The following is a 13538-nucleotide window of genomic DNA, read 5'->3' as shown; positions in this document are numbered from 1 at the left end:
TAAAAATTTCTTATTGTGCTATTATTATACATTTGTAAAAGAATTCTTTGCAAACTAAAAATTATTTTTTAATATGTTTGGATAAATAAATAGATTGGATTATCAAAAAGATAAAGGTTATACCTAATAAACCAAAAAGCTTAAAGTTCATCCAAACATTTGTTGAAAAAAAATATGCTACAAATAAGTTTAATGTACCAAGAACTGTAAAGTAAGCTCCCCACATATTATTAAGTTCTTTCCACTTATGTTCTTTAAGTTCAATATTTTCTTTGAGAATCTTTTGCATAGGAGTCTCTTTCATCGTATATGTGCTTATTATTAAACCAACACCCATTAACCAGTTGATAATACTGACTTTCCATTTAATAAATTCTTCATTGTGGAAATACAATGTTGCACCACCGAATATTACAACAAGTATAGCAATAATGATTTGTGTTTTAGCAACTTTGCGATGAGCAATATACTCCCAAGCAACTTGAGCTAGGGTTACGATAATTAAAGCAGCAGTGGCAAAAAAGATATCATAAAATTTGTAAACTGTGAAAAATACGATTGCTGGAAGCAAATCATTAATCATTTTATTCATTTTTATTAATAATAAGTATTGTATAATGTCCTAGAAGTATAACGGTTGTTGTAGAGATTATGAAGAGATTAATTGAATTATATAGTTATGGTAATAATGATTTAGAGCTAAAAGATATTGATAATATTTTAGAAAATGATGGGGTTATTGCTATTCCTACTGATTCGGGCTATGCCCTAGCTTGTAAGATGAAGTCAAAAAAAGGAATTAATAAAATTATAAAAATAAGAGATCTAGATAATAGTCATAACTTTACATTATCATGTAAAGATTTGTCTGAAATATCGGAGTATGCAAAGGTTGATAATAATGCGTATAGGCTATTAAAAAGATATACTCCTGGTCCATATACGTTTATTTTAAATGCTACAAAAAAAGTATCATCATTACTTGTTACTAAGTCTAAAAATACAGTGGGAATCAGAGTTAGTGAACATTATGTTCCTAAGGCTATATCTGCTGAGATTGGAGAGCCTTTAGTCATTAGTACTTTTATTTTGCCTGGGCAGGACTATGTAGTTACAGACTGCTCTGAGCTTGATGATCAAGTTATGCATAATATTGATGCGGTTATAGAATCTGATTATTGTGGTTATGAGTCAACAACTGTTGTAGAGATGCTAGAGTTACCTTATCAAATATTAAGGCAAGGTGCCGGTAGTATAGATTTATAATTTATTTAGAAAAATAAAATATTAATAAATGAATTCTTATAAAACTATATCTGAAAATATACAGCTTGAGATCGAACCTATAAAGAAATCTCGCTTTATTACTTATGTCTTTCGTATTGAAAACGAGAAGGAAGCCTTAGAGAGTATCACGACTATTAAGGAAAAATATAATGATGCAAATCATCACTGCTGGGCTTATGCACTTATTGAAAATAATAAGTTTAGGTTTAGTGATGATGGAGAGCCTAGTGGTTCAGCCGGTAAACCGATATTCGCTCATATACAGGGTAGTGGGCTAGTAAATGTTTTAGTAATAGTTGTACGTTATTTTGGTGGAACTAAACTTGGTGTTGGTGGATTAATAAGAGCTTATGGCCAAGCAGCTAAAGAGGCTTTAGATATAGTAGATATTATAGATGTAGAGCCTAGCTGTTATGTTCAGATAAAGCATAGATATAGTGAAACAGCTAATGTGGATGTAGCTATAAGGCATCATAATGTAGAGGTGCTGAGTCAGCAATATTCAGATATTGTCATTTTAATGGTTCAAATCAGTAGGATAGATAAAGAGAGTTTTTTAGAAGAGTTAAATAGTGTTACTAAAGGTAAGATTAAAGTAGAGATTATTGATTAGAGTATAGTTAAATAACTCTACGATTTCTAATTAGCATATATATAGCTGATCCAAATAGGCAAACTATTCCACTGAAGATGAAGACGATAAGGAAGTTATTGTTTGTGGCTTGTAGAATTATGCCAGTTATTAATGGAGCTAGTCCACCACCAATAAAGTTGGCAAAATTTTGTGCACCACCAATAGTACCTACTAAATGTCTCGGTGAAATATCCGCCACAAGAGCCCAAGTTGGTGAAACTCTAAGGCCCAAACAAAATATTGTTATACCAATGACAATAACAATTAAAAAGATGTTTTGTATATATGGTAGAGTAAGGATAGCTATAGAGGCAATTAAGCAACCAATAATTATTGGGGTTAAACGTGAATGGACTGCAGAAAAGTTGCGTTTTATCATAAAGTCTGAGATTATCCCACCAAGCATAACTGATGCGACACCAGAAATAAATGAGGCGGATGTGGCAATACTCATTTGCGATAAGCTTAAGCCTTTTACCTTTATAAAATAATAAGGTAGCCATGTTAAAAATAGCCAGTATGCATAGGATGAACAAAGGTTTCCTATACATAAGAAAATAACATTTCTATTTTTTAAAGCTTGCTTAAACGATACTTTTTGAGTTCTGCTAAAATGTTGCGGCTCTTTTAATACCCCTTTCTTTTGTAAGCGTTGCCATAATAGAGCAGCAGCTAACCCAACAACTCCAAGTAGGATAAACATTCCACGCCAACTTATCAATAACATAAGTGCAACTAGAACTAATGGAGCTAGGATATTAGCAAGTCTTGGACCTAGTGAGACAATTGAGGATATAAGTCCACGTTGTGAGGTAGGGAAGTTTTGTTGAATTATCTTTGTCGCAACTATGAAAAAAGGTGCTTCAGCAACTCCTAATAAGAGTCTGGTAAATAATATTGAGTAAAAGCCAATCACTAAACCACCAAGTAAACAAGCAACAGACCATGCAATCATACTTGTTAGCATCACTTTATTTATGCCAAGGCGATCGACTAAATATCCTGCTGGTAGGCTTGCTAGAGCATATGGCCACATAAATGCTGACAGTAGAATACCCATTTCAGTAGGCTTTAGGTTAAAAGCATTTGCAATTTCTGTATTTGCAATACTTAAAGTCGAACGATCAAGATAGTTTAATAATGCTAAAAAAAACATTAAAAGAACTATTACTATATAGAAAGATTTTTTCATAACTATAATATTTATTTGACACGCATGCCTGGTTGAGCACCTTCGTGCGGCTCTAATATATATATTCCTTCACCATCTCCAGCTGCCAGTACCATACCTTCAGAAACTCCGAATTTCATTTTCCTAGGAGCAAGGTTTGCAACCATTACGGTATGCTTTCCAACCAAATCTTCAGGATTATAAGCGGATTTTATACCAGCAAAAACTTGTTTTCTAATACCACCTAAATCGAGTATTAGCTTGAGTAATTTGTCAGCGCCTTCAACATGTGAAGCTTCAGCAATTTTGGCTACACGAAGATCAACTTTCATAAAATCATCAAAGCTACATTCATCAGCTATATCAATTTTAGGCTCTTCTTTCTTTGGTTGTGTAGTTTGTTCTTTTGCTAACATACTTTTAGTGTCCTCTATGATTTTGTCAACTTTCTCTTTTTCTATACGAGTAGCAAGAGGTTTAAATTTATTTACCTTGTGGTTTCTTAAAAATATTGGAGCATCATTCCAGTTAGAAAGCTCTACATTTAAGAAGTTCTCAGCTTTTGCGACAATGCTGGGGATAATTGGCTTAAGGTATGAAACTAAAACCTTAAACATATTTATACCTTGCGAGCAAACTTGATGAACCTTTTGCTCTTGACCTTCTTCTTTAGCTAGTTGCCAAGGTTTATGATGGTCAATGAACTGATTAGCTTTATCAGCTAGAGCCATTATCAAACGTACAGCATTTGCAAATTCTCTTTTTTCAAAAGCTTGAGTTATAGTATTGTGGCTCTCAGCAAATTCTTTTTCTAGTTCCCTATCAAAAACCTCATCAGCTAAAGTGGCATTGAACTTTTTATAAACAAATCCAGCACAACGGCTAGCAATATTTACTACCTTCCCAACAATATCAGAATTTGATTTGGTAACAAACTCTTCTAGATTTAAGTCTATATCATCTATACGGGATGTTAGTCTAGATGCGAAGTAATATCTTAGATAACTAGGTTCAAGGCTATCTAAATATGTTCTCGCTTGGATAAAAGTTCCGCGAGACTTAGACATTTTCTTACCATTTACAGTTAAAAAACCGTTAGCAAATACACTTGTTGGAGTCTTATAACCTGTAGAAGCTAGAATCGCTGGCCAAAATAATGCATGGAAATAAATAATATCTTTACCAATAAAGTGATAAAGCTCACTTTGGCTAGAGTTATCTCCCCAATATTCATCAAAATCAACATCATTTTTGCTACAAAAATCTTTAAAGCTTGCAATATAACCCATAGGAGCATCTAGCCAAACATAGAAGAATTTCTGCTCATTAGTTCCAGGTATTGCAAAACCAAAATATGGTGCATCACGTGAGATATCCCAGCTTTGTAGGCCTTGGTCAAACCACTCAGCTAACTTATTTGCAACCTCAGGCTGTAAGTTTTTATTAGATTTTATCCAGTCCTCTATATCGGTTGCTAATGCTGGTAAGTCAAAGAAGAAGTGTTCTGAATTTTTTTGTATAGGAGCTTTACCAGATACAACAGATTTTGGATTTATTAATTCGGTTGGATCATAAGTGGTACCACAAACTTCGCAGCTATCCCCGTATTGATCTTCGGCTTTACATTTTGGACATGTACCTTTTACAAATCTATCCGGCAAAAACATTTTAGCCTCAGGGTCGTATGCCTGAGCTATTTCTTTTTTTGATATGAGGTTTTGGCTATTTAATTTATCGTATATATCTTCTACAATTTCTTTGTTTAAAGAGTTATGTGTAGAGTGATAGTTATCAAAAGCAACTTCAAAATCAGCAAAATCTTTTTGGTGATTGTTTGAGTATTTTTCTACTAATTCATCAGGAGTTATGCCGAGGTTTTTTGCTTTTAGCATAATTGGTGTACCGTGAGTATCGCTACCACAGACGAATATACATTTGTTTCCTTGTAGCTTTTGGAATCTAACCCAAATATCTGATTGTATATAGCCAAGCATATGACCTAAGTGTAGGTCTCCATTTGCATAAGGAAGGGCGTTAGTAACTAGAATTTTTCGCATCTTAATTATATATTTAATTAGAAAATTTTACGTTGATTTAAATATTATAATGATTTTCAAACTATTTTGCTCAGAAAATTCACCTAGTCTCCTATATTAAATAATTGCCTTGAAAAATACTATATTGCTCTTGACACTATGTTTTATCTAGATATAATAGTTTCTCACATGGTTTAGGAGAGGTGGCCGAGTGGCTGAAGGCGCTCCCCTGCTAAGGGAGTATAGGCGTTAAACCCTATCGAGAGTTCGAATCTCTTCCTCTCCGCCATTAAAGTTTTCGATCTTTTTTCAAAATCGGGTGCATAGCTCAGCTGGGAGAGCATCGCCCTTACAAGGCGAGGGTCGGGGGTTCGAACCCCTCTGCACCCACCATTTTTCAAAATGGTAGATTTTTGATTCACAATGAGTTTTTTCAAAATGCAAGTCTTAAAAATCATAAATGATTTGATATACTAAACTTTGTGTTCAACTTTTATATCATATTAAATCATGAAAAAAATATTATTATCAACTATTTTAGTAACGACCTCATTAAGTGCATTTGCAACTACAGAAACGGCAATGAAAAGCTGTATGAATGCGTGGCAGAATAAGCAGTATATGGATGCTATAACTTACTGTAAGCCCTTGGCAAATCCTACTGATCTTTATGCTGTTGGTGTTACAGCTCTATCAAATATGAAAATAGGCAACTTAGGCGAAGGCTCTAAATATGCCAAAATGTTTACGGATCACTACGATCCTAAGGCACCTCATAGTGATAATGTTAAAAAAATAGCAGAACAGTTATTTACTCAGTACGGTCAGGAGAATGTCCAAGGCCTAGTGTCTGATTCAAATAAAGAAAAGGGCAAGCAAATGTTAGAAACTGCTAGTGAGATGGGCAGTACTAAGGCTAAAAAGCTATTAAGTATGTGGGGTTAGTATAGATCTTATGAGGAACCAGTAATGAGTTGGTCAGATATTTTAGTAGAAGAAAAACAAAAACCTTATTTCAAACAGATACTGGATTTTTTGGCTAATGAGACGAATAGTGGTAAGGTTCTTTTCCCTAAAAAAGAAGATATATTTAATGCTTTTAAATATACTAATTTAGATAATCTAAAAGTTGTTATCCTTGGCCAAGATCCCTACCATAACTATAATCAAGCGCATGGTTTGGCTTTTTCTGTGCAAAAAGGTGTCGATGTGCCACCATCTTTACGCAATATGTATAAAGAGCTATCAAATAGTGTAAAAGGGTTTGAAATCCCTAATCATGGATGCCTGACAAAATGGGCGGAACAAGGCGTTTTTCTTTTAAATACAACTCTTACTGTAGAAGCCCATAAAGCAAACTCTCATAAGGATATTGGCTGGCAAATATTTACTGATACTGTTATTGAAAAAATTTCACAACATAAAGAGCATGTTGTCTTTATGCTGTGGGGATCTCATGCTCGCAAGAAAAAAAATCTTATTGATAGTTCAAGGCATTTAATCTTAGAGTCAACACATCCATCTCCATTATCTGCCCATAGAGGGTTTTTAGGCTGTGACCATTTTAATAAATGTAATAACTATTTGTCTGAAAATAACTTAGAACAGATTGATTGGAAACTGGATTAGGAAGTATTTCTTGTTCATTGTTAAGGGATACTTTTTTGCTTCTTGATGTGATAGAATATCGACTATATGTTTTATCTTTATTAAAAGCGGTAAGTAATGTCTATAGCTACTAAAGAATCATCTATAAATATAGAAAAAGAATTAAGACAGTCATATCTTGATTATGCAATGAGTGTAATTGTCGGTAGAGCTCTGCCAGATGTTAGAGATGGTTTGAAGCCAGTGCATCGTCGTGTACTTTTTGCAATGAATGAGCTATCAAACTATTACAATAGACCATATAAAAAGTCTGCTAGGGTTGTCGGTGATGTTATAGGTAAATATCATCCACACGGTGATACAGCAGTTTATGATACTATCGTTAGAATGGCGCAACCTTTTTCATTACGCTATACACTTGTTGATGGACAAGGTAACTTTGGATCTGTTGATGGAGATTCTCCAGCAGCAATGCGTTATACAGAGATTAGGATGCAAAAGCTGACCCATGAGCTTTTGATAGACATAGATAAAGAAACAGTCGATTTTTCTCCTAACTATGATAATACAGAGTTAGTTCCTGATGTATTACCAACTAGAGTACCAAATCTTTTGGTTAATGGTTCTTCAGGTATCGCTGTTGGTATGGCGACAAATATACCACCTCATAATATGACTGAGGTTATAAATGGTACTATCGCACTTATTGATAACGCACAGCTTACAATAGAAGATCTTATACAATATATACCAGCTCCAGATTTTCCTACTGGATCATATATAAATGGTACAGATGGTATTTTAGAAGCTTATAAGACAGGGCGTGGTCGTGTGATTATGCGTGCAAAAGCGGATATCCATGAAGATGAAGCCTCAGGTAAGTCACAAATAGTTATAACAGAGATTCCATACCAGGTAAACAAGGCTAAGCTTGTTGAAAAAATAGCTGAGTTAGTTAAGGATAAGAAAGTAACGGGAATTTCAGAGCTAAGAGATGAGTCGGATAAAGACGGTATTAGGGTTGTTGTAGATCTTAAAAGAGACGAGTCTCCTGATGTTGTTTTAAATACCCTATATTCTCAGACTCAACTTCAGTGTAGTTTTGGTATTAATATGGTTGCTCTTAGTGACAATAGACCTAAGCTTTTAAATCTTAAAGAGATTTTAGAACAGTTTATTAAGCATAGAAAAGAAGTTGTTACTAGAAGAACAATTTTTGAGCTAAGAAAATCAAAAGAAAGAGCTCATATATTAGAAGGACTATTACTTTCATTAGCAAATATTGATGAGATGATCGAGCTTATTAAAGCATCACCATCTCCAGCAGATGCTAAAGAATCAATGCTGGCAAGATCATGGAATGGTACTTTAGTAAAAAGTATGCTTGAAGGTGTTGATGTGAAAATGTATCGTAAAGAAACTTTAGCGTCACATTATGGTATTCAAGTAGATACCTCATATAACTTAACTCAAGAGCAAGCTGAGGCTATATTAGCTTTAAGACTGCATAGATTAACTGGACTTGAGCAAGATAAAATTACAAATGAGTTTAAAGAACTTATTGAAAGAATTAAATATTTGATTGGTATCTTAAGTGATACTAATGAGTTGATTCGAGTGGTTAAAGAAGAGCTTGTTGAGATTAGAGATAATTATGGAGATGAAAGAAAGTCAGAAATAATTACCTCTAGGCTTGACTTAACAAGAGAAGACTTAATCGCTGAAGAAGATATGGTTGTAACACTTTCTATGGATGGTTATGTTAAAACACAACCTCTTAGTATGTATAATGCACAGAAACGTGGTGGAGTAGGAAAATCAGCAACTAAGACTAAAGAAGAAGATAGTATCTTTAAGTTAATGCTAGCTTCTACTCATGATACTATGCTATGTTTTTCTAGCTTAGGTAGAGTTTACTGGTCGAAAGTTTATGATTTTCCTGTTGCAAGTAGAATTTCTAAAGGTAGACCAATTAATAATATTTTACCGTTAGAGAAAAATGAAAAAATTACAGCCTTGATGCCTATCTCACAATTTGAAGAAGGTTGGTTTGTATTTATGACTACTAAGTTAGGTAGGGTTAAAAAGGTTGATTTATCTCAATTTGCTAGACCAAGATCAACAGGTAAGATAGCAATCGGTTTAAACGATGGTGATGAGTTATCATACGTTGCTCTTACTGATGGAAATAAGCAAGTTATGCTATTCTCAGATGCAGGTAAAGCTATTCGTTTTGATGAGTCAGATGTTAGAGCTATGGGACGTTCTGCTGCGGGCGTGACTGGTATGCGTTTACAGCCTAAGCAAAAAATAGTATCTATGATTGTTACAAATCCTGATGAAGGAGTTGTATTGGCAGCTACAGAAAATGGTTATGGTAAGAGAACTGCTGTTTCTGAGTACAGAAAAACTAAAAGAGCGAGTCAAGGTGTCATCGCAATATCAACTTCAGAACGTAATGGTAAAGTTGTGGTTGCAGTACTTGTTGGCAATGATGAAGATATCGTTTTAATCACAGATAATGGTACTTTAGTTAGAACATCTTCTGATCAGGTTAGAGAATGTGGTCGTTCTGCTCAGGGTGTTAGATTAATAAACCTAAGAAATAATGAAAGACTTATTAGTTTAAAAGTGGTTAAGCAAGATGATGAGAGTCTTGAAGATGAAGAAATAGCAGAAGAAGAATCTTCACAAGATAACCTATTAGAAAGTGAATAATATGTCTGAAGTTAGTAGGGTTACTGTATTAGGAGCAACTGGGTCTATAGGTGATAGTACTCTTGCTGTCATTAGAGATAGTCGAGAATTCGAGGTTTTTGCATTAACTGCTTTTAGTAATATTGAGAAGTTAGCAAAACTTTGTCAGGAATTTAAGCCTAAATATGCAGTAGTTCCAAGCTTAGGTAAAAAACAACAGTTAGCAAAAATAGTTTCTAATGTTGATATTTTAGTTGGCGATGAAGGACTTGAAAAAGTTTCTAGCTCTTGCGATGTTGATATTGTTATGTCTGCTATAGTTGGGATAGCAGGTCTTAAACCTACTTTTGCAGCAGCTAAAGCAGGCAAGAAAATACTCTTGGCAAATAAAGAGTCTTTGGTGACAGCTGGTCATTTGCTTGTTAATGAGGTAAAGAAGAATAATGCTCAACTAATACCTGTTGATAGTGAACATAATGCAATTTTTCAATGCATTGATAATAATACAAAAAAATATACTTCAGATATTAGTCATATAGTTGTGACAGCATCTGGTGGACCTTTTAGAGATAAGAATCTAGATGAGCTTGTTGATGTGACACCAGAACAAGCTTGTGCACATCCAAACTGGGATATGGGAAGGAAAATTTCCGTTGATTCATCAACAATGGTAAATAAAGCTTTAGAAGTGATCGAAGCATATTGGCTTTTTGATGTTGAAATTGATAGAATAAGCGTTTTGATTCATCCTCAAAGTGTAATTCACTCGATGGTGAAATATGTTGATGGTAGTTATTTAGCTCAATTAGGCGTTCCGGATATGAGGACTCCAATTGCAAATGCTTTATATTATCCAACTAGAGGCTTTGTAAATGTCGAGGAGCTTGACTTTACAAAACAAGAATTAACTTTTAAAAAAGCATGTTTTAAAAGATTTGAAGCTTTAAAGATCGTTTTTGATAATCTTCAAGCTAAAAAATATGCGGCCAATATAGTTTTTAATGCTGCGAATGAAAAATTAGTAGATGCTTTTCTAAGTGGTAAAATTAAATATTTAGAAATTATTAGATTAAATAAAGAAGTAACAGAGAAATTGAGTTTTAAGAATCCATGTAGTATAGAAGAAGTTTTTGAAATTGATAAAAAAACTCGTGAATATGTGGATTCTATTTTGGGGTAAATTAGAGTGGTTTTTTTTAGAAAGAAGTTTGTATTAGCCTCTCTTCTTATGGGGATTGCATTAAATGGCTTAGCAGATGATAGTAGCTTTGTCTTAAATAATGTGTCTATAGAAGGTTTGCAAGGCTTACAAAGTCAGGTAGTTAAAAGCCGCATAGGTTATAAGAAAGGTAGCTATATCACACCTGAAGATACAAACCAGATTATTAACAATCTTTATGGGACAGGATTTTTTAATAGTGTAAACCTCTATCGTAAAGGAAGTAATCTCTTTATTAATGTAAAAGAGCGGCCAATTATTTCAGGCTTTACTTTTAGTGGTAATAAGAAGCTTAAAAAAGAAGATTTGCAGAAAGTTTTCACTGATGCAGGTATTTATGTTGGTAACGTTTATAATCCAAATACAATGTTCCTGCTAAAGCAGTCTTTATTGAATCAATATTCATCAATGGGATTATATGGTGCTAAGATTGAAGAGCATATAAGAAAACTTCCAAATAATAGAATTGATATAAGTTTAGATATTAAAGAAGGTGAGCCAGCTAAGATCAGTGCTATAAACTTTATTGGTAATAAAAAGTTTGATGATAGTGATCTAAAAAGTAGTGTAGCTTTTGCGGTTCCTTCTATATGGAACTTATGGGGTTTTTTAGCTCAATTTGATGATTATTCTCCTCAAGGGATGGGGCAATCTGTTCAAGGAGTAACTAATTATTATTTAGATAGAGGTTATTTAGATTTTAAAGTTAAATCTAAACAAGCCTCAATGTCAAAAGATCGCGAGCATTCATACATAACTTTTGGTGTTACTGAAGGTAAGGTATATAAGGTAGGTAGTATTTCATTAACAGGTAAGTTTCTACTGCCAAAATCTGAAATTGAGTCTTTAATTAAGTTAAAGCAAGGTGAAGTTTTCTCTAAGAAAAAACTTGTTGAAAGTGTCGATGCGATAAAAACTTTACTCGGTAGTAAAGGTTATGCTTTTGTTACAGTTAATCCGATCCCAAGTGTTGATAAAAAGAAAAGAACAGTTTCATTTAAATTTGTTGTTGATGCAGGTAAGAAAGTTTATGTAAATAGGATTAATTTCTTTGGCAATAATGTAACGAATGATTATGTTTTTCGTAGACAGTTACAATATTATGAGCAAAGCCAATACAATAAAAAACAAATAGATAAATCACAAAGAAGACTAGAACAGCTACCTTATGTAGGTTCTGCTGATATGGAGCTTGTTCCTGTAAAAGGTTCTGATGATTTGGTTAATATTAATTATAATATTAAAGAGCGAAATGCTAACTCTGTCAGTGGTAGTTTAGGATATTCAGATCTATATGGATTTATGATTGGTGGTAGGCTAAATATGCCAAATGTTTTTGGTACAGGAAACACATTTAATGTAAATGCTCAGTTAGCTGTTCCTTACCAAAATTTAGATGTAAGCTATATTAATCCATATTTTACTACTTCAGGTATTAGTCAAAGTATTTCAGCATATGTCAGTCGCTCAAACTTTGCAGAAACAAATGCAATTGCAGCATACCAGTTAGATAGATGGGGTGCTAGATTAATATATGGTGTACCAGTATCAACTTTTAGTAATTTTAGTGGTGGACTTACATTTGCAAATAATAAAGTTAAGCAATCTGATGGATATCAATCAGCAGTTGTAGATTGGTTTACTGGACAGCAAGGGACCAATAGTTTCTATGAAACTGCACTTACAGCAGGCTGGACGTATGATAATTCAAATAGATATATATTCCCTACAGCAGGTGGATCATTTGGATTAAATGGTTCTATAAACATACCTGGCGTGAGTAATATTCAAGCATATATAGTAAAAGTTTCTGGTACTTATAATATAGCAATTCCAAATACAGATCAGTCGGCCCTACAAATTAGAGCAGGTGTTGATTATGGTGGAGGTTACGGTAAAACTCAAGAACTTCCATTTTATGAGAACTTCTATGGTGGTGGTTGGGGAAGTGTACGTGGTTTCCTACAAGGTTCATTAGGTGCACGTGATATGAACTTAGCTACCGATCCACACTCGACAGGGAACTCAATTGGTGGTAACCTTAATATTTATAACAATTATGATTTACTGTTTCCAGTACCTTTTGTTAAGGATAGTTCGAAAATGAGAGTAGGTGCCTTTTTTGATTTGGGTAATACATATCTTACTTATGATATACCTGGAGTATTATCTCCAACGCCACCGCATCCAACTTCACCATCATTTACTAACCTGAAATATTCAGTAGGTGTTGAATTTAGATGGGATTCACCAATGGGTCCTTTAGCAGTTTCATTTGCTCAGCCTTTCAATGTACAGGCAGGAGATGTAACTCAGCAGTTCCAGTTCTCACTGGGACAAAATTTTTAAAATATATTAAAATAATCAAGGAGATTAAATAGTATGAAAAAAATAATTTTATCACTATCTGTTATAACGGCAGCTTTCACGGGAGCTTATGCTGATACAAAAATGGCTGTAGTTAACCCGATTGAGATTTTTAATGATTCTGATTTAGGATCTGTTAGTGTTAAAAAGCTAGAGAATGATCTTAAACCAGAAGCTACTAAGTTAAAGCAAGAACAAAATAGCATCGTTCAGCAGATGCAAACATTACAACAAAATTCGGCTACGATGACTAAGCAAGAATTAACTCAAAAGCAACAGGCGATCCAGAAAGAAGAACAAAGCTTTAGAGAAAAAGCAATGGTACTACAGAAAAAAGAAAGCGAAGCAAAAGATAAGTTAGCTAAAAAATTCCAAGCTTCATTTGACAGTGCTGTGAAAACTATAGCTAAACAAAAAGGTTATAATGCTGTAATGACAACACAAGCTCTTGCTTATGTAAATGGTGTTGATGATATCTCAAGTGATGTAATTACTTTAATGAACAAGGATTCTAATTAG

At 33.7% G+C, this 13538-nt stretch carries 11 protein-coding genes and 2 tRNA genes; 10 read left to right on the top strand and 3 right to left on the bottom strand.

The window, feature by feature from the left end:
* Window positions 1-61 precede the first annotated feature (61 nt).
* A complete protein-coding gene (locus tag F3D62_RS02315; RefSeq protein WP_150466643.1) occupies window positions 62-592 on the bottom strand; it encodes a septation protein A in 531 nt (176 codons plus the stop codon).
* A 59-nt stretch (window positions 593-651) separates the two neighbouring features.
* Here F3D62_RS02315 and F3D62_RS02310 point away from each other — a divergent pair, with 59 nt between their 5' ends.
* The gene (locus F3D62_RS02310; RefSeq protein WP_150466642.1) at window positions 652-1266 is read left to right on the top strand and encodes an L-threonylcarbamoyladenylate synthase; all 615 of its coding nucleotides are present in this window, start codon (window positions 652-654) and stop codon (window positions 1264-1266) included.
* A gap of 28 nt (window positions 1267-1294) precedes the next feature.
* The gene (locus tag F3D62_RS02305; protein WP_150466641.1) at window positions 1295-1900 is read left to right on the top strand and encodes a YigZ family protein; all 606 of its coding nucleotides are present in this window, start codon (window positions 1295-1297) and stop codon (window positions 1898-1900) included.
* Window positions 1901-1907: 7 nt separating this feature from the next.
* Here the strand turns inward: F3D62_RS02305 and F3D62_RS02300 are convergent, their stop codons facing one another.
* Together F3D62_RS02300 and metG are read right to left on the bottom strand one after the other, a co-directional pair.
* A complete protein-coding gene (locus tag F3D62_RS02300) occupies window positions 1908-3113 on the bottom strand; it encodes an MFS transporter (RefSeq protein WP_150466640.1) in 1206 nt (401 codons plus the stop codon).
* 11 nt (window positions 3114-3124) lie between these two features.
* Window positions 3125-5149: a methionine--tRNA ligase gene (gene metG, locus F3D62_RS02295; RefSeq protein ID WP_150466639.1), complete on the bottom strand. Its 2025-nt coding sequence runs from the start codon at window positions 5147-5149 to the stop codon at window positions 3125-3127.
* 176 nt (window positions 5150-5325) lie between these two features.
* Between metG and F3D62_RS02290 the strand changes: the two genes are divergently transcribed.
* The 8 genes from F3D62_RS02290 to F3D62_RS02255 all read left to right on the top strand — a co-directional run bounded on the left by F3D62_RS02290 (window position 5326) and on the right by F3D62_RS02255 (window position 13538).
* Window positions 5326-5417, top strand: a tRNA-Ser gene (locus F3D62_RS02290).
* A 28-nt stretch (window positions 5418-5445) separates the two neighbouring features.
* Window positions 5446-5521 (top strand) — tRNA-Val (locus F3D62_RS02285).
* Between the two features lie 117 nt (window positions 5522-5638).
* The gene (locus F3D62_RS02280; protein WP_150466638.1) at window positions 5639-6073 is read left to right on the top strand and encodes a hypothetical protein; all 435 of its coding nucleotides are present in this window, start codon (window positions 5639-5641) and stop codon (window positions 6071-6073) included.
* 24 nt (window positions 6074-6097) lie between these two features.
* On the top strand, window positions 6098-6757 hold the full coding sequence (gene ung, locus F3D62_RS02275) for a uracil-DNA glycosylase (RefSeq protein WP_150466637.1): 660 nt from the start codon (window positions 6098-6100) through the stop codon (window positions 6755-6757).
* A 96-nt stretch (window positions 6758-6853) separates the two neighbouring features.
* A complete protein-coding gene (gene gyrA, locus F3D62_RS02270; protein WP_150466636.1) occupies window positions 6854-9454 on the top strand; it encodes a DNA gyrase subunit A in 2601 nt (866 codons plus the stop codon).
* A 1-nt stretch (window position 9455) separates the two neighbouring features.
* A complete protein-coding gene (dxr, locus tag F3D62_RS02265) occupies window positions 9456-10613 on the top strand; it encodes a 1-deoxy-D-xylulose-5-phosphate reductoisomerase (protein ID WP_150466635.1) in 1158 nt (385 codons plus the stop codon).
* Window positions 10614-10619: 6 nt separating this feature from the next.
* Entirely contained in the window at window positions 10620-13001 is a 2382-nt protein-coding gene (gene bamA, locus F3D62_RS02260; protein ID WP_150466634.1) for an outer membrane protein assembly factor BamA, read from the top strand.
* 33 nt (window positions 13002-13034) lie between these two features.
* On the top strand, window positions 13035-13538 hold the full coding sequence (locus tag F3D62_RS02255) for an OmpH family outer membrane protein (RefSeq protein ID WP_150466633.1): 504 nt from the start codon (window positions 13035-13037) through the stop codon (window positions 13536-13538).

The organism is Francisella sp. SYW-9 (assembly GCF_008711465.1).
GTDB lineage: Bacteria > Pseudomonadota > Gammaproteobacteria > Francisellales > Francisellaceae > Francisella.
The sequence above is the reverse complement of the archived record's forward strand: the minus strand, read 5'-3'. Positions and strand labels throughout refer to the sequence as shown.

Bases quoted from the DNA above. Each gene is read 5' to 3' on its own strand.
- F3D62_RS02315 (WP_150466643.1), bottom strand. From the start codon at position 592: ATGAATAAAATGATTAATGATTTGCTTCCAGCAATCGTATTTTTCACA.
- ung (WP_150466637.1), top strand. From the start codon at position 6,098: ATGAGTTGGTCAGATATTTTAGTAGAAGAAAAACAAAAACCTTATTTC.
- metG (WP_150466639.1), bottom strand. From the start codon at position 5,149: ATGCGAAAAATTCTAGTTACTAACGCCCTTCCTTATGCAAATGGAGAC.
- gyrA (WP_150466636.1), top strand. From the start codon at position 6,854: ATGTCTATAGCTACTAAAGAATCATCTATAAATATAGAAAAAGAATTA.
- F3D62_RS02280 (WP_150466638.1), top strand. From the start codon at position 5,639: ATGAAAAAAATATTATTATCAACTATTTTAGTAACGACCTCATTAAGT.
- dxr (WP_150466635.1), top strand. From the start codon at position 9,456: ATGTCTGAAGTTAGTAGGGTTACTGTATTAGGAGCAACTGGGTCTATA.
- F3D62_RS02300 (WP_150466640.1), bottom strand. From the start codon at position 3,113: ATGAAAAAATCTTTCTATATAGTAATAGTTCTTTTAATGTTTTTTTTA.
- F3D62_RS02305 (WP_150466641.1), top strand. From the start codon at position 1,295: ATGAATTCTTATAAAACTATATCTGAAAATATACAGCTTGAGATCGAA.
- F3D62_RS02310 (WP_150466642.1), top strand. From the start codon at position 652: ATGAAGAGATTAATTGAATTATATAGTTATGGTAATAATGATTTAGAG.
- F3D62_RS02255 (WP_150466633.1), top strand. From the start codon at position 13,035: ATGAAAAAAATAATTTTATCACTATCTGTTATAACGGCAGCTTTCACG.